16 protein-coding genes are annotated in these 18375 nt (G+C 72.8%); 9 read left to right on the forward strand and 7 right to left on the reverse strand.

What is annotated here, in order from left to right:
• Positions 1-3: 3 nt before the first annotated feature.
• On the reverse strand, positions 4-1275 hold the full coding sequence (locus EBO15_RS17180; protein WP_122195402.1) for a beta-ketoacyl-[acyl-carrier-protein] synthase family protein: 1272 nt from the start codon (positions 1273-1275) through the stop codon (positions 4-6).
• A 182-nt stretch (positions 1276-1457) separates the two neighbouring features.
• On the opposite strand from EBO15_RS17180, the gene EBO15_RS17185 reads away from it, so the two are divergent.
• Positions 1458-2885, forward strand: a complete 1428-nt coding sequence (locus EBO15_RS17185; protein WP_122195403.1) for an NDP-hexose 2,3-dehydratase family protein — start codon at positions 1458-1460, stop codon at positions 2883-2885.
• Positions 2886-2942: 57 nt separating this feature from the next.
• Here the strand turns inward: EBO15_RS17185 and EBO15_RS17190 are convergent, their stop codons facing one another.
• Entirely contained in the window at positions 2943-4250 is a 1308-nt protein-coding gene (locus EBO15_RS17190; RefSeq protein ID WP_122195404.1) for a nucleotide disphospho-sugar-binding domain-containing protein, read from the reverse strand.
• Positions 4251-4348: 98 nt separating this feature from the next.
• Between EBO15_RS17190 and EBO15_RS17195 the strand changes: the two genes are divergently transcribed.
• The 4 genes from EBO15_RS17195 to EBO15_RS17210 all read left to right on the forward strand — a co-directional run bounded on the left by EBO15_RS17195 (position 4349) and on the right by EBO15_RS17210 (position 7829).
• A complete protein-coding gene (locus EBO15_RS17195; RefSeq protein WP_122195405.1) occupies positions 4349-4996 on the forward strand; it encodes an SDR family NAD(P)-dependent oxidoreductase in 648 nt (215 codons plus the stop codon).
• A gap of 128 nt (positions 4997-5124) precedes the next feature.
• The gene (locus EBO15_RS17200; RefSeq protein WP_147481528.1) at positions 5125-6339 is read left to right on the forward strand and encodes a glycosyltransferase; all 1215 of its coding nucleotides are present in this window, start codon (positions 5125-5127) and stop codon (positions 6337-6339) included.
• The gene (locus tag EBO15_RS17205; RefSeq protein ID WP_122195407.1) at positions 6336-7022 is read left to right on the forward strand and encodes a TylF/MycF/NovP-related O-methyltransferase; all 687 of its coding nucleotides are present in this window, start codon (positions 6336-6338) and stop codon (positions 7020-7022) included. Before EBO15_RS17200 ends, EBO15_RS17205 begins: the two co-directional genes overlap by 4 nt.
• A gap of 27 nt (positions 7023-7049) precedes the next feature.
• A complete protein-coding gene (locus EBO15_RS17210) occupies positions 7050-7829 on the forward strand; it encodes an NAD-dependent epimerase/dehydratase family protein (protein ID WP_122195408.1) in 780 nt (259 codons plus the stop codon).
• 142 nt (positions 7830-7971) lie between these two features.
• On the opposite strand, the gene EBO15_RS17215 is transcribed toward EBO15_RS17210, so the two are convergent.
• From EBO15_RS17215 to EBO15_RS17235, 5 genes are all read right to left on the reverse strand, one after another.
• Positions 7972-9486, reverse strand: coding sequence for an FAD-dependent monooxygenase (locus EBO15_RS17215; RefSeq protein WP_122195409.1), 1515 nt, complete (start codon positions 9484-9486; stop codon positions 7972-7974).
• A 26-nt stretch (positions 9487-9512) separates the two neighbouring features.
• Positions 9513-10763 (reverse strand): nucleotide disphospho-sugar-binding domain-containing protein, encoded by a 1251-nt coding sequence (locus EBO15_RS17220; RefSeq protein WP_122195410.1) that lies wholly within the window; start codon positions 10761-10763, stop codon positions 9513-9515.
• A gap of 53 nt (positions 10764-10816) precedes the next feature.
• Positions 10817-11578, reverse strand: coding sequence for an SDR family NAD(P)-dependent oxidoreductase (locus EBO15_RS17225; RefSeq protein ID WP_122195411.1), 762 nt, complete (start codon positions 11576-11578; stop codon positions 10817-10819).
• Between the two features lie 54 nt (positions 11579-11632).
• A complete protein-coding gene (locus EBO15_RS17230) occupies positions 11633-12667 on the reverse strand; it encodes a methyltransferase (protein ID WP_122195412.1) in 1035 nt (344 codons plus the stop codon).
• Positions 12668-12776: 109 nt separating this feature from the next.
• Positions 12777-13511, reverse strand: a complete 735-nt coding sequence (locus EBO15_RS17235) for a TetR/AcrR family transcriptional regulator (protein WP_147481529.1) — start codon at positions 13509-13511, stop codon at positions 12777-12779.
• A gap of 206 nt (positions 13512-13717) precedes the next feature.
• Here EBO15_RS17235 and EBO15_RS17240 point away from each other — a divergent pair, with 206 nt between their 5' ends.
• From EBO15_RS17240 to EBO15_RS17255, 4 genes are all read left to right on the forward strand, one after another.
• On the forward strand, positions 13718-14713 hold the full coding sequence (locus tag EBO15_RS17240; RefSeq protein ID WP_122195414.1) for an ATP-binding cassette domain-containing protein: 996 nt from the start codon (positions 13718-13720) through the stop codon (positions 14711-14713).
• On the forward strand, positions 14713-15567 hold the full coding sequence (locus EBO15_RS17245) for an ABC transporter permease (RefSeq protein ID WP_122195415.1): 855 nt from the start codon (positions 14713-14715) through the stop codon (positions 15565-15567). The genes EBO15_RS17240 and EBO15_RS17245 overlap by 1 nt, the downstream gene beginning before the upstream one ends.
• Before the next feature lie 41 nt (positions 15568-15608).
• Positions 15609-17270: a CocE/NonD family hydrolase gene (locus tag EBO15_RS17250; protein WP_122195434.1), complete on the forward strand. Its 1662-nt coding sequence runs from the start codon at positions 15609-15611 to the stop codon at positions 17268-17270.
• A 70-nt stretch (positions 17271-17340) separates the two neighbouring features.
• Complete coding sequence (locus EBO15_RS17255; protein ID WP_122195416.1) at positions 17341-18342, forward strand: Gfo/Idh/MocA family protein; 1002 nt, start codon at positions 17341-17343, stop codon at positions 18340-18342.
• Positions 18343-18375: the final 33 nt, after the last annotated feature.

The raw sequence follows: 18375 nt of genomic DNA on the forward strand, positions 1-18375 counted from the left end.
TCCTCATGCCGCCGCCGTCTCGGGCGGACGGGCGAGCACCATGGCGCTCTGGAATCCGCCGAAGCCGCTGCCGACGGTCAGCGCGACGTCCACCTGCTTGGACCGCGCCTCCAGCGGGACGTAGTCCAGGTCGAGTTCGGGGTCGGGATCGGTGAGGTTGGCCGTCGGCGGGACGACCCGGTGCTCGATCGCGAGCGCGGTCGCGGCGATCTCGATCGCGCCGATGCCGCCCAGCGAGTGCCCCACCACCGCCTTGATCGAGCTCATCGCCGTCCGGTAGGCGTGCGCGCCCAGCGCGTGCTTGACCGCCGCGGTCTCGTGCCGGTCGTTCTGCCGGGTGGCGGTGCCGTGCGCGTTGACATAGTCGACGGCGCCCGGGGGCAGCCGCGCCTGGTTCAGCGCGCTCGTGATCGCCTCGGCCATCTCCCGGCCGTCCGGACGCAGCCCGGTCATGTGGAACGCGTTGCTGCGCGAGGCGAAGCCGACGATCTCCGCGTAGCAGTGCGCCCGCCGCCGGACCGCGTGTTCCAGCTCCTCCAGGACGAGGATCGCGCCGCCCTCGCCGAGGACGAAGCCGTTGCGGGCGCTGTCGAAGGGGCGCAGCGCGTGCTCCGGGTCGTCGTTCCGGTTCGAGGTCGCCTTGATCGCGTCGAAGCAGGCGAAGGTGATGGGCGAGATGGGGGCCTCCGCGGCTCCGGCGATCATGACGTCGGCGGATCCCTCCCGGATCAGCTCGCACGCGTGCCCGACCGCGTCGATCCCCGAGGTGCAGCCGGCCGAGATCACCCGGGCCGGGCCCTCGGCCCCGGCCTTCCAGGCCACCTCCGCCGCCAGCGAGCTGGGCACCAGGAAGTCGTACATGTGCGGCACCGCGTAGGAGTGGTCGACCAGCCACCGGTGTCCGCCGTCGCTGAGCACCCGGTACTCCTCGTCCAGCTGGATCGTGCACCCGACGGCGGTGCCGACGCTCACCCCGATCCGGCCGGGCGGCACGTCCTCGACCGCGAGCCCGCTGTCGGCGAGCGCCTCCGCGGTGCACACGACGGCGAACTGCGCGGAACGGTCCATCCTCCGGATCTCCCGGGGAAGCAGGCCCTCGCGCACCGGATCGAAATCGCACTCCGCCGCGATCTGCGACCGGAACCGGGCCGGGTCGAAATGGCTGACCGTCCTGGTCGCTGTACGGCCCTCCACCACCCGCTCCCAGAATGCCTTGGTACCCGGGTCTCCAGGGGCCACGACCCCCATTCCGGTGATGACGACACGACGATGCATGGCTGGTTTGGCTCCCTCATCCGAGTCTGTGCCCACCTTGGACAGGAGCCTTCGACGACAGTTCAAGAGGCGCTGGAGGACCCGGCGCGCAGCCCGGCGGATCGGCCTTTCGACGGGGCCTCGAACGACCGGCGTCACCTTGGTGGTCGGGACAGGCCCCACGATCTGGAGGGACGCCTTCAATGCCCTTTCCTGCGCACACGAGAGTCACGGTGCACGGCCCGGCCGACGACGTCCGGCGGCTGGCCAGGTCCGCCGCGGCCGTGGACGAGGCGATGGTGCCGACCGACCAGTTCCACGAGTGGTTCACCGACCGCGGCCGCCGGAACCGCTACCAGGTGAGACGGGCCCCGATCGACCGGCTTCACGGCTGGCGCACCGACCCCGCGACCGGGAATCTGGAGCACCTCAGCGGCCGCTTCTTCAGCGTCCAGGGCCTGGAGGTGTCCACCGCGCACCGGGAGACCCGGGAATGGGCCCAGCCCATCATCGTCCAGCCGGAGGTCGGGATCCTCGGCATCCTGGTCAAGGAGTTCGGCGGCGTCCTGCACTGCCTGATGCAGGCGAAGACGGAGCCCGGGAACGTCAACGCGCTGCAGCTCTCCCCGACGGTCCAGGCGACCCGCAGCAACTACACCCGGGTGCACCGGGGGAACGCCATCCCCTACCTGGAGTACTTCGACGGCGAGGACGCGGCGCGGGTGATGGTCCACACCCTCCAGTCCGAGCAGGGCGCCTCGTTCCTGCACAAGCGGAACCGGAACATGGTCGTCGAGGCGACCGGCGACGTCCCGGTCCGGGACGGCTTCTGCTGGCTCACGCTGGGCCAGCTCAACGCGCTGCTGGCGAAGGACAACCTGGTACACATGGACGCCCGCAGCGTCATGTCGGTCATCCCGGTCGCCGCTCCGCCGGCGGCCGCGTCGGCGCCCGACGACTTCCGTGGCGCGCTGGCCCGCTCGCTCGCCGACCAGCCGCGTCACCACACGGGGCTGCTGAGCTGGTTCACCGGGGTGAAGTCACGCCGGGCGCTCGACCGGCGGCTGGTCCCGCTGGACTCGATCGGCGGCTGGCGGCGGGAGGCCGACCGGATCTCGCACGAGAGCGGGAAGTACTTCTCGGTCATCGGGGTGGACGTGGAGGCCAGCGACCGCGAGGTGCCGAGCTGGTCCCAGCCGTTGCTGGCGCCGGCCAGGCGCGGCGTCCTGGGCCTGCTGACGCGGCGTGTGGACGGGGTGCTCGAGGTGCTCGTGCAGGCCCGCACGGAGGCCGGCACGCTGGACGTGGTCGAGCTCGCGCCCAGCGTCCAGTGCGTCCCCGAGAACTACGAGGGCGTGGGCGGGCGGCTGGCGCCGGGCCTGCTGGGCCAGATACCGTCCGGGCCCGACCCCCGGATCCGGTTCGACGCGATCCACTCGGAGGAGGGAGGGCGGTTCTACCACGCCGAGAACCGCTACGTGATCGCCGAGATCGGCGGCGACTTCCCCGAGGAACTGCCGGACGGCCACGCCTGGGCGACCGTGCGCGAGCTGAACGAGCTCGTCCGCCACGGCCACTACCTGAACGTCGAGGCGCGCTGCCTGCTCGCCTGCCTGCATTCCCTGCTGTGACCGGCGGCGCCGGGGGTGGTCGGCGCCGCCGGTCGGCCGCCCTGGCGGGCGGTCGCGTCATCGCCCCGCGCGGGCTGCGGCGGACGGGACGTCCGCGGCGGTGAGGACGCCTTCCCGCACGAGCCGCTCGAGCGGGGCGACCATGTCCAGCGGGCTCGGCTGCGCCGCGATGACCTCCCGCAGGCGCAGCGCGGCCTCGCGATGGGCGTCGCCCTTCAGCAGGGTCTCCACCCCCGCCGCGATCCGCTCGGCGTCGGCCTTCACCGCCCTGATCGGGAGGGCGGCGCCGGTGCGCGCGATCCGCCCGCTGACCGTGGCCTGCTCGTCGGTGAAGGGCGTCGGCAGCTGCGGCACGCCGGCGGCGGCGGCCGTCATCAGCGTGTTGACGCTGCCGTGGTGGATCACCATGTCGCTGGCCTCGAGCAGCAGGTTGAGCGGGAAGCCGACCAGCACCCGGACCTCGGAGGGCAGGCCGGTGAGCTCCTTGCGCTGTGCCTCACTGGTGGTCAGCACCACCTCGGCGCCGTTGGCGAGCGCCGCCTCGACCGCGGCGTTCAGGGTCGGTTCGGCCTCCGCCTCGAACGCGGCCGAGCTGCCCCAGACGATGCACACGCGATCACGGGAGCGCGGTTCCCGGAGCCAGTCGGGCTGCACGGCCGGCCCGTTGTAGGGCAGGTAGCGCATGCCGAGGCGCAGCGTGGACCCCATCGGCGGGACGGCGCTGTCGGGCGACGGGTCGACCGCGTACCTGATCCGGCCGGTCCGGTAGTGCTCCTGCCCGTAGCGCCGGAACGACCCGGTCTTGTCCCCGTCCCCCAGGTCCACGCCCGGCTCGGTCTCGGCCGTGCCGAACAGGCCGGGCGGGTGGTAGACGGACGGAACGCCGGTGACCTCGGCGGCCAGCATGCCCTCGGGCGCGGTCAGGTCGTGGATCACGAGGTCGGGGCGCCACCGGCGGGCGTAGTCCACCGCCGCGTCGTAGCTGCGCCGGATCGCCTCCTGGGTGCGCTCCCGGAACGCCAGCGCCTCCGGCAACGGGTCGAACTCGTCCAGCCGCCGCACCCGCCTGCCGGTGTACGGATGCAGCGGAAGCCCCTCCCGGTTGCCGCGCACGATCTCCAGATAGTTGCTGAGCCGGGCCATGACCAGCCAGTCGACGCTGTCCAGGACCGGGACCGCCACCAGTCCGGCCCCGTCGATCGACGCGGTCTGGTCCGGAGGGCAGGCGAACCGCACGTCGTGCCCCGCCGCCTGGAGCGCCCAGCCGAGCGGGACCATGCAGAAGTAGTGACCGCGCCAGGACGAGACGGTGAACAGCACGCGCATGTGGCCTCCCCGGACGTACGTGACATGGGTGGTGGCCACTTTGTCTCCAGCGGCTGGAAACGGCCTTGAGGGCCGTTGGAGACGGGCGGCCCGTTCCTCCACCGGTCCTCGAACACCCCGGCCTAGCGTCAGGTTCCGTGGAGACGAATCCGTTCGACGGCAAAGTCGTGGTCGTCATGGCCGCCGACACGCGCCCCGGGAAGGCCGTGGCCCTGGAGCTGGCGCGGTGCGGGGCGACGATCGCCGCGCACTATCGGTCCTCGTTCGAGACGGCTCGGTCCCTGGTGCGGGAGATCGAGGGGATCGGCGGGTTCGCGGTCGCGTTCAAGGCCGACCCGGTCGATCCCGAGCAGGCGGAGTCGCTGTGCTTCCGCGTCCACGGCGCGCTCGAGCGGATCGATCTGGTGGTGCTGAACGCCACCCGCCAGGCATGGACCGGGGACGCTCCTCCCGCCCCCCGGGGTCCGGTCGAGCTCACCGGCGTGCTCGACACGGTCCGGGACCGGGTCCTCGGCTGCGTCGCCCCCGCGTACGCCGCGCTTCCGGTCATGACCGGCCAGGGGCACGGCGGCGTCATCTGCCTCACCGGCGCGGGGGACGGGCCCCCGGACCTCACCGACGCACTGGTCACGAACGCCGTCGCCACGGTGCTCGAACGCCTCGCCGGCGATCCGGCGGCAGCGGCCATACCGGTCGAGACCGCGGTCGCCGACGGGCCGGAGGCCGCCCGGCTGGCACGCGCGTGGTTCGGCCGCCCGGCCGAGGCCGCACCGCGGGTCCCCTGACGCCCGCCCGACTCCCGACGCCCGCCCGGCTCCTGGCCCGCGCCGGGCTCCTGGCCCGCGCCGGGCTCCTGACCCGCCGCCGGGCTCCTGACGCGCCGCGACGACATGAGGGAAACGAGGACACGGAGATGCGAATCCTGGTGACGACCACCAGCTGGCGCGGACTGTACTTCTGCATGGTCCCTCTCGGCTGGGCCTTCCAGGCGGCCGGGCACGAGGTCCGGGTGACCTGCGCGCGATCCCAGTCCGAGTCGATCAGCCGGGCCGGTCTCACCGCGGTGCCGATCGGCGAGGACCTGGACTTCATGCGACTGGAGCGCCTCGCCCGCTTCGAGGCGGCCGAACGGAGGGACGCGGCCGGGGGAACGGGCACGGCCGCGCTGCTGCATCCGGTCACCGGCGAACCGATCGCCGGGGTCGGCGACTGCCGGCCCGGAGAGCGGGGCGACGGGTACCGCCAGGAGTTCGCCCGGCTCTCCCTGCGCGGCCACGACGCCGTGGTGGAGTACGCCCGCCTGTGGCGGCCCGACCTGATCGTGCACGACGCGATGTGCGGCGAGGGGGTGCTGGCCGCCGAGGTCACCGGCGTCCCCTCCGTGTACTGCTCGCCGGGCCTGTTCGGCGGGAACGAGGTGAGCCTCGGCAGCCCGGAGGCCTTCGCGAAGTACGGCGTGGCCCGGGACCACTCGCTGATCCGGCACACCCTCGACCCGACGCCGGTCGAGATCGGGATCGACCACGGCGGCCGGTCCGTCCTGCCGGTCAGATACCAGCCGTACAACGGGCCGGGCGAGGTGCCCGCCTGGCTGTCGGAGGAACCGAAGCGTCCCAGGATCGCGGTCATCGTCAACCGCGGGACCACCGGCATCTTCGGCCCGGTACCGGCCCTCCGGCGGGCGATCGACAGGGTGGTCGCCCTCGGCGCCGAACCCGTCGTCACCGTGTCCCGCCACCGGGTGGACTCCCTCGACGGACTCGCCGGCGAGGCCCGCGTGCTGGCCGACTTCCCCCTGAACCTGCTGATGCCGACGAGCACCGCCATCATCCACCACGGCAGCGTCAGCGCCATCATGACCGCGGCCGCGGCCGGAATCCCCCAGCTGGCGCTGGGCCTCACCGACGACGGGACCGAGATGGCCCGCCGGTACTCGCGGACCGGCGCCGGAACGTGCCTGCCCGGCCTGGAGGCGACCGGCGACCAGATCTCCGCGGCCGTCGACGCCCTGCTCACCGACGACGGGCTCCGGGACGCGGCACGGCGGGTCCGGAACGACATCTCGGGACGACCCTCGATGGCCGACATGGTCGCCCCCCTCGAAGAACTGGCCGGGAGCGCCCGATGACCACAGACACGCCCTCCACCCCCGCCCGCGACCGGGACGACTCGCTCGCCGAACTGGAGTCCTGGTTGCTGCGCGTGCACGGGGAGACCGTCGACGCCGACCGTCTCGGACACGTCCGGGCGGAACTCGGGCGGGTGGTCGCCGACCGGGTGCCGGGCGCCGTGGTCGAACTCGGCTGCTTCCGCGGGGCCATGACGCTCTGGATGCGCGCGGTGCTCGACACCCTCGGCGACCGGCGTCCGATCCACGTCTTCGACTCCTTCCGCGGTCTGCCCGAGACGACCGAGGAGGACGCGATCATCCTTCCGACCGGGGTGATGGCGGCCACCCCGGAGGAGGTGCTGGCGACGTTCGCGCGCTGGGACCGGGAGCCGCCCGTGATGCACCCCGGCTGGTTCGAGGACACCCTGCCGGCCGAACTCCCCGACCCGCTCGCCTTCGTCTACTACGACGGCGACCTGTACGGGTCCACGATGACCTCGCTGACCGAGTGCGTCCCCCGGCTGGCCCCGGCCGGCGCGATCATCCTGGACGACTACGCCGACCCCGGCACGAACCCGCGGGCGGCGGTCAAGCTGCCGGGCGTGAAGCTCGCCTGCGACGAGTACTTCGGCGAGGGCTCGCCCATCGACGTCCTGGTCGGTGAAGGCGACCTCGCTTACGGACGCTATGTCCGCCCGTGACGTGTCCAACGCTCAGAAGGGCCGTTGATGGAGATCGTCGGAGACGGGTTCCTCGCCCGCCACCTGAAATCGATCGAGGGCGACCACCCCGGCGTGGTGGTCGCCGCCGCCGGGGTGTCGGCGGCCGGGCACACCTCGGAGGCGGAGTTCTCGCGGGAGGCCACGCTCGTGTACGACCTCGTCCACCGGTGCGCCGAGTCCGGTGAGCGGCTGCTGTTCTTCTCCACCGCCTCGACCGGGATGTACTCGGTCCCCGGAGAACCGGGCGTGGAGGCCGGGCCCGTCTTCCCCGCCACGCCGTACGGCCGGCACAAGCTCGCCCTGGAGTCGGTGCTCACGGCGTCGGGCATCGACCATCTGATCCTGCGGCTCGGCCACGTGGTCGGGCCCGACCAGCCGCCGCACCAGCTGCTGCCGGCGCTGACCGCGCAGGTCGCCGCCGGGTCGGTGCGCGTCTTCTCCGGCGCCCGCCGGGACCTCATCGACGTCGCCGACGTCGTGGGGATCATCTCGCAGCTGCTCGACGCCGGCGTGTCCAGGACGAGGGTCAACGTCGCGTCGGGGTTCGCGGTGCCGATCGAGCGGATCGTCCGGCATCTGGAACGACGGCTCGGCACCACGGCGGAATGGCACTACCAGCGGCGCACGATGGACCAGCCGGTCAGCATCGCCAAGCTCCGCCGGCTGGTCCCGGCGGTCACGGGCATGGGCTTCGGCCCCGAGTACCACGTCTCGGTCCTGGACAGGTTCCTCGCGAGCAACAGCCCCGACGGACTCGTCCCGACCACCCCGACCATCTCGCCGTGACCCACCGCGCCGACGCGCCGCAAAAGTCGTCGGGACGCCGGGGCATCGGGACGCCGGAACGTCAGGAGGTCGGGGCGTCGGAACGCTGGGGCGTCCGGTCGCGTCTCCGCCCGCGACCGGACGCCCCCGCGGTCAGCGCGTGTCAGCGCGGGCCTTCGGACGGCGCGCCGCACCACGTCGTGAGGCTGCGGCGCAGGCCGTCGACGGCGTCGTCCGCGAGTCCGGACGCCGCCGACCATGCCACGTAGCCGTCCGGCCGGAGCAGCAGGGCGGCCGCCCCTTCCCGGCCCTTGACGGTCGCGCCGACCATGTCGACCCGGTCGCCCCACCCGGCCCGCAGCTCCGCCAGGTCCGCGGAGTCCTCGGGCAGCAGCGCGACGCCGCGGCCGGTCCTGAGCAGTTCGGCCGGGCGGGTGGCCCCCGCGGCCGACATGATCGCGCAGGCGGGCGCGTAGCCCCCGGCCAGGGAGCCGTCCTCGGCGTCCTCGAAGACGTAGCGGACATCGACGCCGCTGACCAGCGCCGCCAGGTAGGCGTTCACCTCGTCCAGCGCCAGCAGCTCGCCGAACAGCTCGCGCAGCGGGTTGATCGACTCGTCCGGGTTCATCAGCGCGAGCTGCGCCCGGGTCTCCCGGAGCACCGCCCTCGCCACCGGGCGCCGCTCCCTGTCGTAGCTGTCGAGGAGCGTCCTCGGCGCCCATCCGCGCACCTCGCCGGCCAGTTTCCAGCCGAGGTTGACGGCGTCCTGGAGGCCGAGGTTGAGGCCCTGCGCGCCGATCGGGAAGTGCACGTGCGCGGCGTCCCCGGCCAGCAGCACCCGGTGGTCGCGGTAGTGGTCGGCCAGGCAGGTGGCGTCACCGAAACGCGACAGCCAGCGCGGCTCGCGCATCGTCACGTCCTCGCCTGTGACCCGCCGTACGCTGTCGCGCAGCTCGTCCAGGGTCATCGGCGTCTCCGGGTCCGGCAGGTCACGGCCGAACTCGGTGGTGAGCACGCGCGTGATCCCCGGTTCCAGCGCGACCGCCATGAGCAGCCCGGCGGGCGTCCGCAACGTGCCGGGGATCCCGGACGGCAGCTTGTCGGGATCGTCGAGGGTGACGTCACCGAGCAGGGCGGAGACCCGGCCGCCCGTTCCGGGGAAGCCGATCTCGGCCAGCCTCCGCACCGCGCTGCGCCCTCCGTCACAGCCGACGAGGTACCGCGCGGAGATCTCGTACTCCCCGCCGGCGTGCTCCCCGCCGACGAGGCGGACCCGGGCCGTCGCGGCGGCGTCGTCCTGGCGCAGCCCGACGAGCTCGTGACCGCGCCGGATGTCGGCGCCCAGGGCGGCCGCCCGCTCCTCCAGGATCCGCTCGGTGTGCGCCTGCGGGATCAGCAGGGAGTGCGGATGCTCACCGCCCGTGCGGCCCAGGTCGAGCAGCGGCCTGAGCCCGGCGAAGTGCGCGCTCGGCCAGTCGAGATGATCCGCGCGGAACCGGTCGAGCAGCCCCCGGGAGTCCAGCACGTCCAGCGTGCGCGGCTGGAGGCGGAACGCGCGGGAGTGCGGGTTCGGGTCCACCGAGCGTTCCAGGACCACCACCTCGACCCCGGCGAGCCGCAGTTCGGTGGCGAGGAACATCCCGACCGGGCCACCGCCGGCCACCACGACGTCGACCATTTCCGGCTCCTTCCGTTCGTCGGCGCTCATCGGTTCGCCCGAGCGTCCGCGTCCAGCGGCGCTCCCGCCACGAGGCGCTCCAGCGAGCGCACGACATGGGCGGGGGTGGGCTGCGCCGCGATCTCGGCGCGGAGCCGTTCCGCGCCCGTCCGGTAGGACGGGTCGCCCAGCAGGTCGCCCAGCGCGGTCCGCACCGTCGCGACGTCCGCCTCCGCCTGGGGCAGATGCAGACCGGCGCCGGAGTCCGCCACCTTCACGGAGTTGAAGGTCCCTTCGGGGATCTTGTGGATGCCGAGCTGCGGCGTGCCGCAGGCGGCCGTGGTGAGCGCGACACCGGTGCCACCGGTGTGCACGACCACCGCGCTCGCCTCGGCCATCGCGCGGAACGGCAGCCAGTCCACCGTCCGCACGTGCGGGGCGGCGGCGTGGAACCGCTCCAGGGTCTCCGGTGGGACGCCGCCGGCGGTCACGACGACCTCGACGTCGAAGGCGCCCGCGGCCTCCACGACCTGGAGGGCGTGCTCGATCACCTCGGGGCCGAGCTTGTTCAGCGAGGACGTGCCCCAGCTGACGAGCACGCGGGGACGCCGGGCGGGCGCGCTCAGCCAGTCGGGGACCAGGCCCGGACCGTTGTACGGGTGGTAGCCCACGGAGAGCCGCGGCGTCGCGGGGGACACGCTGGGGGCCCGGCCTGACGGGTGCCACTGCAACGACGGGGGGCAGGGGTCGATCCACGCGGCCGGATCGAGGAGCGGCTCGCGCCCGAACCGCTTGAAGAGGTTGACGTACTCCGCGCGCGGAGTTCGCCCCTCCAGTCCTTCCATCTCGATCCGGAACTGCCGGACCATGCCGTAGAGGTTGCAGACCGCCGGCACACCGATCACCTCGGCCGCGACCGGGCCGGCGAGGGTGGTCGGATCGTAGACGACCAGCTCGGGTTCCCAGTTGCTCGCGTACACCACCAGCTCGTCGACCATCGCCTCGGCCCGGAGGAACGCGATCGGCGCGATGCCGTCGACGAAGCGGGCCAGCGCCTCCTCGGCGCTCACTCCCGGTTCCGGCCCGCGCGGCCGGAACCTGCCGCCGGTGAGGAAGGACGAGACGTCGGCGTCGGCGCCGACGATCGCGCCCGTGATCCCCGACTCGGACATCGGGGCGGCGATCGCGGGCGGCCCGGCCATCCGGACGTCGTGCCCGGCGAGCTGGAACGCCCAGGCCAGCGGAACCATCGGGAACGTGTGCGGGCGGGGGCCGTAGCAAACGAACAGGACGCGCATGGGGGCTTCCTCCAGGATCGTGCGGGGTCGCCGGATCGGTGTCGTGCCGAGCCTCAGCGGCCGCCGGAGACGGTGACGGCCTCGCCCGAGATGTTCCCGTTGGCCTCCGAGCAGAGGAAGACCACCGCGTTGGCCACCTCGGCCGGCGAGGAGAGCCGGCCGGTGGGCGTGAGGGCGGTCTCCTGGTCCCGGATCCGGGCGGGCAGCACGGAGAGCACCTGCTCGGTGGCCGTCAGCCCCGGGCAGACGACGTTCGCCAGGACGCCGTCCCGGCCGGTGTCCCAGGCGAGGCTGGCGACGAGTCCGTGCAGCCCCGCCTTCGCCGCGCCGTAGAACTCCTGCCCCGGGCCGCCGCCGAGGGCGTTGTGCGAGGAGAGCAGGACGATCCGCCCCCACTTCCGGCGGCGCATCTGGGCCACGGCGCACTGCACGGTGGCGATGACGCCCGCCAGGTTCTCGGTGACCGCCGGAACCCAGTGCTCGGCGGGGACGTCCTCGAACGCCTGCCCGGCGGGCCGGCGCGGCGGACGGTGGACGGCGTTGGCGACCAGGACGTCCAGGCGTCCCCACCGGCGGACGATCTCGCCGACGACCGCCTCGTGCCCCGCGGGGTCCGCCAGGTCGTACCGGAGGGCGAGCGCGGTGCCGTCGGCCGAGCCCAGCTCCGAGGCCAGCTTGACGGCGTCCTCCTCGCCCGAGTGGTAGGTGATCGCGACCCGGGCGCCCTCGGCCGCGAAGGCCCGCGCGATCTCCCGGCCGATGCCCCGGGTCGCCCCGGTCACCAGGACGACCCGGTCGTCGAGGCCCAGTTCCATGACGCCGTCCTCTCCGTTCGGTTCCGCTCGGTTCCGCTCGGTTCCGCTTTTCGGTCAGGCGTCCTTGCGGGCGATGACGACCCGGTCGTTGTTGAGGTTCGCCAGTTCGACCACGGTGTCGTAGCGGTAGCCGGCGTGCTCGACCAGCGACCGGGCCTCGTCGACGGTGTACTCCGAACCGCCGCTGCTCAGGACCCGGCAGTTGAGGCTCTGCAGCAGCGCGTCGGCCTCCCTGCGGTCGTTGTCGATCATGGGGTCGTAGACCAGCAGGGCGCCGCCGGGGCGGATCGCCTCGTAGGTCCGGTCGATGAGCTTCTGCCGGTACTCGTGCGGCCAGTCGTGCAGCACGTGGCCGATGATGGCGACGTCGGTCTCGGGCAGGGCGTCGACGAGGAAGTCGCCGCCGTGGAAGCGGACCCGGTCCGCGGTCCCGTGCTTGGCCATGTGCTCGTGGAAGAGCGGCTCGACCGGGGGCAGGTCGAAGACATGCCCGGTGAGCCCCGGCAGGGCCTGGACCAGCAGGGACGCGACGTTCCCGCGGGCCCCGCCGATGTCCACGAACGAGCGGTACCCGCTCCAGTCCATGCAGACGGCCAGCTTCGGCGCGACGAACCGGTTGAAGGTGTCCATGTGGTCCATCAGCCGGGCGACCGCCTCGGGGTTCTGGTACAGCCTCATGAACCCGTCGGTACCGCCCTTGATGTCCGACTTGGCCTCGCCGTCGCGGAGGGCCGCCGTCAGCTCGCCCCAGGCGCGGAAGTGCTTGCGCGCGTGCGAGGCGACGCTGCCGCCCAGGTAGAAGCCGCCGGAGGCGACGAGCAGGTCCGCCATCTCCCCGGCCAGCGTGTAGTGGCCGTCCGCCCTGTCGAGCAGGTCCAGGCCGACGAGCGCGTCCAGGAAGTCACCCGTGAGGCGCGGGTGCAGCGACAGTTCCTCGCAGATCTCGCCCGCCGTGGCGGGACCGGCGGCCAGCATCTCGAAGACGCCCAGCTCGACGGCGCTCTGCAGGACCTTCGACTGGAAGTAGGCCGCGTTCATCCGCATGATCCGGCGGGCGGCCTGTTCGGTGCGCTGTGCGTTGTCACCCATACTCGGCGCTTCCTTCCGTGCGTCGAGCCCGGGCTCGACGGCAGACCAGGATGGTCAGCCGAGCATCGGCCGCCGCGTTCGAAGCGGCCTCAAGGACCGGTCGACGAGGTCAGATCCCGTAGCGGGACGCCAGGCCGTCCAGCACGCTCTCCAGGCCGTCGGCGAAGCTGCGCTCGTAGTCCTCGGTGTAGCCGCTGGTCATCAGGCGGATGACGGTCGGGTACCGGTCGGCCTGGCCGAAGATCCACTGCACGTAGGGCGCGAAGGCGTCCGGGTAGGCCTGGTGGAAGTCGTCCTCCGACTCGAAGCCCTGGCGGCGCAGGTAGAGGCGCATCGAGACCTGCTCGGCGACCATGCCCTCGACGTAGGCGGTGAGGGTGGCCAGGGCGGTCATCATGGCCTCGGGCGGCAGCCCGAGACCGTCCAGCGCCGCCAGGCCGATCTCGTTCACCGCCAGCACGTTGGGCGCGAAACCGCTGGCCGTGATGGCCTGGACCTGGCCGGCCCAGGCGTGCCGCAGGTGCATGCCGCGCAGTTCCCGGGCGAGGGCGCGCAGGATCGCCCGCCAGCCCTCGAGCTCCGGCGGGACCTCGATCTCGCCGTAGGCCAGGTTGAGCATCAGCCCGAGGACGTCGTCCTTGCTGTCGACGTACCGGTAGAGCGCCATGGTGGCCGCGCCCAGTTCCTCGCCGATGCGGCGCATGGAGACCGCCTCCAGCCCGTCGGCGTCCGCGATCCGCGCGGCCGCCCGGCCGATGCGGTCGTGGCTGAGTCCGCTCTGCTGGGACTCCAGGCGCTCCCAAAGGGAATGCCGTCTCCTGGGCACGTCCGTCTTCCTGGGCACGTCCGACTTCTTGGTCGCGTCCGGCTTCTTCGACGCGTCCGACTTCCCGGTCGCATCCGACCGCCGCTCAGGGCCCCCCACGATCGCCCTCCCGTTCCGCTCGGGGGTAATGATAGAAGGCTTGTGCGCTGTACGCGCCAAGCGTACGCTGTCACCACTATGCGTACACCATACGCGCCTCCCCCTCGGACCGGTAGGAGACCCAGATGGAGCCGCCCGCCGATGGTGCCGATCTGGTCGTATACGCCGAGAACCTCCACAAGCGCTTCGGCAAGACCGAGGCGCTGCGCGGGCTCGACCTCGCGGTCCCGCGGGGCACCGTCCTCGGCGTGCTGGGCCCCAACGGCTCCGGCAAGACGACCGCGGTCCGCATCCTCGCCACGCTGACCAGACCCGATTCCGGCACCGCCCGGGTCGCCGGATTCGACGTCGTGCGGCAGGCCGACGAGCTGCGCCACCGCATCGGCCTGACGGGCCAGCACTCGTCGGTGGACCTGAAGCTCACCGGCCGGGAGAACATGGTGATGTTCGGCCGCCTGTACCACCTCTCCAAGTCCGCCGCCGAGAAGCGGGCCGCCGAGGTGCTGGAGCGGTTCGGCCTGGCGCACGCGGCGGACCGGCTCGTCGACACCTACTCGGGCGGGATGCGCCGCCGCCTGGACCTGATCGCCAGCCTGGTCTTCGCGCCGTCGGTGCTCTTCCTCGACGAGCCCACCACCGGACTGGACCCGCGGAGCCGCAGCGAGATCTGGGACACCGTCCGCGACCTGGTCCGCGCAGGCACGACGGTCCTGCTGACCACGCAGTACCTCGACGAGGCCGACCAGCTCGCCGACCATGTCGTCGTGATCGACGCGGGGAAGGCCATCGCCTCCGGCACCCCCGACCGCCTCAAGGAGATCATCGGCAGCCGCCTGGACCTGGTGGTCCGCGACGCCGCGTCGCTGGCGGCCGCCACCGGCGTGCTGACCGTCATCGGCGCCGGGGCGCCGGAGACCGACGAGCCCAAACGCACGGTGAGCATTCCCGTGAACGACACGTCCCCGTCGCTGACCGAGATCCTGCGCCGGCTGGACCAGGAGGGCGTCGCCGTCGAGAACATCGGGATCCGCCGCCCGACGCTGGACGAGGTGTTCCTCAAGGTGACCGGCGGCGCGTCGGCGGGGTCCGAGCAGATGACCAGTGGAAAGGGCGCCGCGTGATGACCGCTCTCCAACCCCCTCTCCAGCCCCCTCTCGAGACCCCGGCGCGCTCCGCCGGCCACCGGCTGCGCTGGACCTTCGTCGACGGCTGGATCCTGGTCAAGCGGATCCTCACCCACCTCAAGCACTCCCCCGGCCAGCTCATCACCCTGCTGATCTTCCCGGCGATCATGGTGGTGCTGTTCGGGTACGTCCTGGGCAGCTCGATCGTGGTCCCGGGCGGCGGGAACTACCGCGAGTACCTGATGCCCGGGCTGTTCGTGATGACCGGGTTCACCGGCGTCATGGCCATCGCGGGCCGGGTGGCGGCCGATGTCGGGCGCGGGGTGATGGACCGGTTCCGCGCGATCCCGATGGCCCGGTCCGCGGTGATGTTCGGGCAGACCGGCGCCGACCTGATCATCGGGGTGCTGAGCAGCGTCGTCATGATGGCCTGCGGGTTCGCCGCCGGGTGGCGGATCCACAACGGCCCGGTGCGGGCGCTGGAGGCGTTCGCCCTGATCGTCCTCATGCGCTACGCGGTGAGCTGGCTGGGCGTCTGCCTGGGGCTGCGGGTGAAGGACGAGGAGACGGCGGCGAACATGGTGCCGCTGATCTTCCCGCTGACCATGATCTCGAACAGCTTCGTGCCGGCCGACCGGATGCCGTCCTGGCTGCGGCCCATCGCCGAATGGAACCCGGTCAGCTCCCTGGTCGCCGCCTGCCGGCAGCTCTTCGGCAACCCGGGCCAGCCCACCCGCGGGCAGGCCTGGCCGCTGCTCCACCCGGTGACGGCCACCCTGCTCTGGAGCGTGGCGCTGCTCGTCGTCTTCGTCCCGGCCGCGATCCGCATCTACCGCACTCCGAAGAACTGAGGCCGTCCGGCCCGCGGGGAGGTTGGTCCAGCGTGACGCTCATGAGCCGCATGTTCGCCAAGGAGTTCGGGCTGCCGCCGGCCGAGACCCACGACGTGACGGTGGACAGGGACCTGCGGGTGCCGATGCCGGACGGCGTCGAACTGCTCGCCGACAGGTACGCGCCCCGCGACGCCGTCACCCCTCCCCTGGTGCTGGTGCGCTCCCCCTACGGCCGCCGGTTCCCCTGGGGCCTGATGTACGGCCGGCTGTTCGCCGAACGGGGCTTCCAGGTCGTGATCCAGAGCTGCCGGGGCACCTTCGGCTCCGGCGGGGTGTTCTCGCCCTTCGGCCCCGCCGAGCGGACGGACGGCCAGGCGACCGTCGACTGGCTTCGCGAACAGCCCTGGTACCCGGGTTCGTTCGGCACGGCCGGGCCCTGCTACCTCGGCTACAGCCAGTGGGCGATCGCGGCAGGGCCGCAGCCCGAGCACACGGCGATGGCCGTCCAGGTCGCGGCCTCCGACTTCCACTCGGCCGTCTACGGCGGCGGGGCCTTCGCGCTCGAGAACATGGTGAGCTGGATCGACCTGTTCACCCGGCAGGAGGGCCGGCTGAACGCGCTGCGCGCGCAGTGGGCGCGGCACCCCTGGTCCGGCGCCCGGGTCCGCCGGATCACCGGACGGCTCCCGCTCGACGACCTGGACCGGCGCTCCAGCGGCCGGACGATCCCCTATTTCCAGGACTGGCTGGCCCACCCGGGGGCCGACGACCCCTACTGGGCGGACCGCGACCTCACCGCCGCCGTGCGGTCCACCTCCGCGGCCGTGTGCCTCATCGGTGGATGGCACGACTTCATGCTCCCGGCGCAGCTTCGCGACTACGCCCTGCTGCGCGCGCGGGGCGTGGAGCCGCACCTCACCATCGGGCCGTGGCGGCACACCGACGACGACGCCATCGCCGAAGGGGTCAGGACGTCGCTCGCCTGGCTCCGGGAGGCCCTCCGGGACGGCCCGCGCGAGGCCGGTGCGAGGATCTTCGTCACCGGGGCGGACGAATGGCGCGACCTCCCGGAATGGCCGCCTCCGGCCGAGCCGCACCGGTGGCACCTGCACGCGGACGGCGGGTTCGCGCCCGCACCGCCCGAACACTCGGAGCCCGACCACTTCACCTACGACCCCGCGCACCCCACGCCCAACCTCGCCGGCCCCGTCGGGCAGTCGGGGCGGGCCCGCGTCGACAACCGGAGCCTCGAGTCCCGCGCCGACGTGCTCACCTACACCGGCGCCCCGCTCGACCGGGACCTGGAGGTGGCGGGCGTGGCACGGGCCGAGCTGTACCTGCGCCCCGACCGGCCGTTCGCCGACGTGTTCGCGAGGCTGTGCGAGGTCGAGCCGTCGGGCCGGTCCGTCAACATCTGCGACGGGCTGCTCCGGCTGAACCCGGGCCGTCCCGATCCGGCGTCCGACGGCGTCACCAGGGCCGCGTTCGACCTGTGGCCCATCGCCCACCGCTTCCGGCGCGGCCACCGGATCCGGCTCGTCGTCTCCGGCGGCGCCCATCCCCGCTACGCCAGGAACCCCGGGACCGGCGAGTCCCCGGCGACGGCGACCCGGCTGGTGCCGACCCGCCACGAGGTCCTGCACGACCCCGGCCACCCGTCGGCGGTGGTCCTCCCGGTCGCGTCGCCGGACGGCGCGCCCGGGCGGTCCGGCGGCGGCTGAGCGCTGGATCCGGTTTCGAGCGACCGCCGTCATCGTCAACGCACTGCGAGCCGCACGAAGGGATCCGGTAATGCCCGAGCAGGAAGAACGGCCGGTCCGGTTCGGCGTCATGGGCTGCGCGAGCGTCGCCGAGCGCAAGACGCTGCCGGCCATGGCCCACCGGCCGGCGGCAAGGATCGTGGCGATCGCCAGCCGTACCCGCGCCAAGGCGGAGGGCTTCACGGCACGGTTCGGCGGGACGGCGGTCGAGGGGTACGAGCGGCTGCTCGAACGCGACGACGTGGAGGCCGTCTACATCCCGCTGCCCGCCCTGCTGCACGCCGAGTGGATCGAGCGCGCGCTGCTGGCCGGCAAGCACGTGCTGGCCGAGAAGCCGCTGACCCTGTCCCACGGCGACAGCGCCCGCCTCGTCGCGCTCGCGGCCGAACGCGGACTCGTCCTCGCCGAGAACCTGATGTTCCTCAAGCACTCCCAGCACGCGAGGGTCGCCGAACTCGTCGCCGACGGCGTCATCGGAGAACTACGAAGCCTGACTGCGGAATTCGCCTACCCGCCGAAAACCGCGGAGAACGACATCCGCTACCGGAAAGAAGGCGGCGGAACCCTCTGGGAGAGCGGCATCTATCCGGTGCGCACCGCCCAGCTCCATCTCGGTGCCGAACTGGAGGTCGTCGGCGCCGCGCGGCACGACTCCGCCGAGCACGGCGTGGACCTCTCGGGGGCGGCGCTGCTGGCGTCCGCGGACGGCGCCGCTACCGCCCATCTGGCCTGGGGCATCGGGTACTCCTACCGTTCCGCCTACGCGCTCTGGGGAAGCCGCGGGCGGATCGTCGTCACCTGGGCCTACACGCCGCCGGCCGACCATCGCCCCGTGGTGTGGATCGAGGGCCAGGACCGCCGGGAGGAGCTCACGCTCGCCGCCGACGACCAGTTCGGCAACGCGGTGGACGCCTTCGTCTCCGCCGTACGGCATGGCACCGAGAGCGGCCTGCAGGGCGAGCCGGTCCTGAGTCAGGCGGACCTGATCGAGCGGGTCCGGGCACGCTCCGTGCGCCTGCCCGCGCATCCGTGACGGCGCATTCGACCCCGATACGGGAGAACACGA

Source organism: Actinomadura harenae (assembly GCF_003696215.1).
GTDB lineage: Bacteria > Actinomycetota > Actinomycetes > Streptosporangiales > Streptosporangiaceae > Spirillospora > Spirillospora harenae.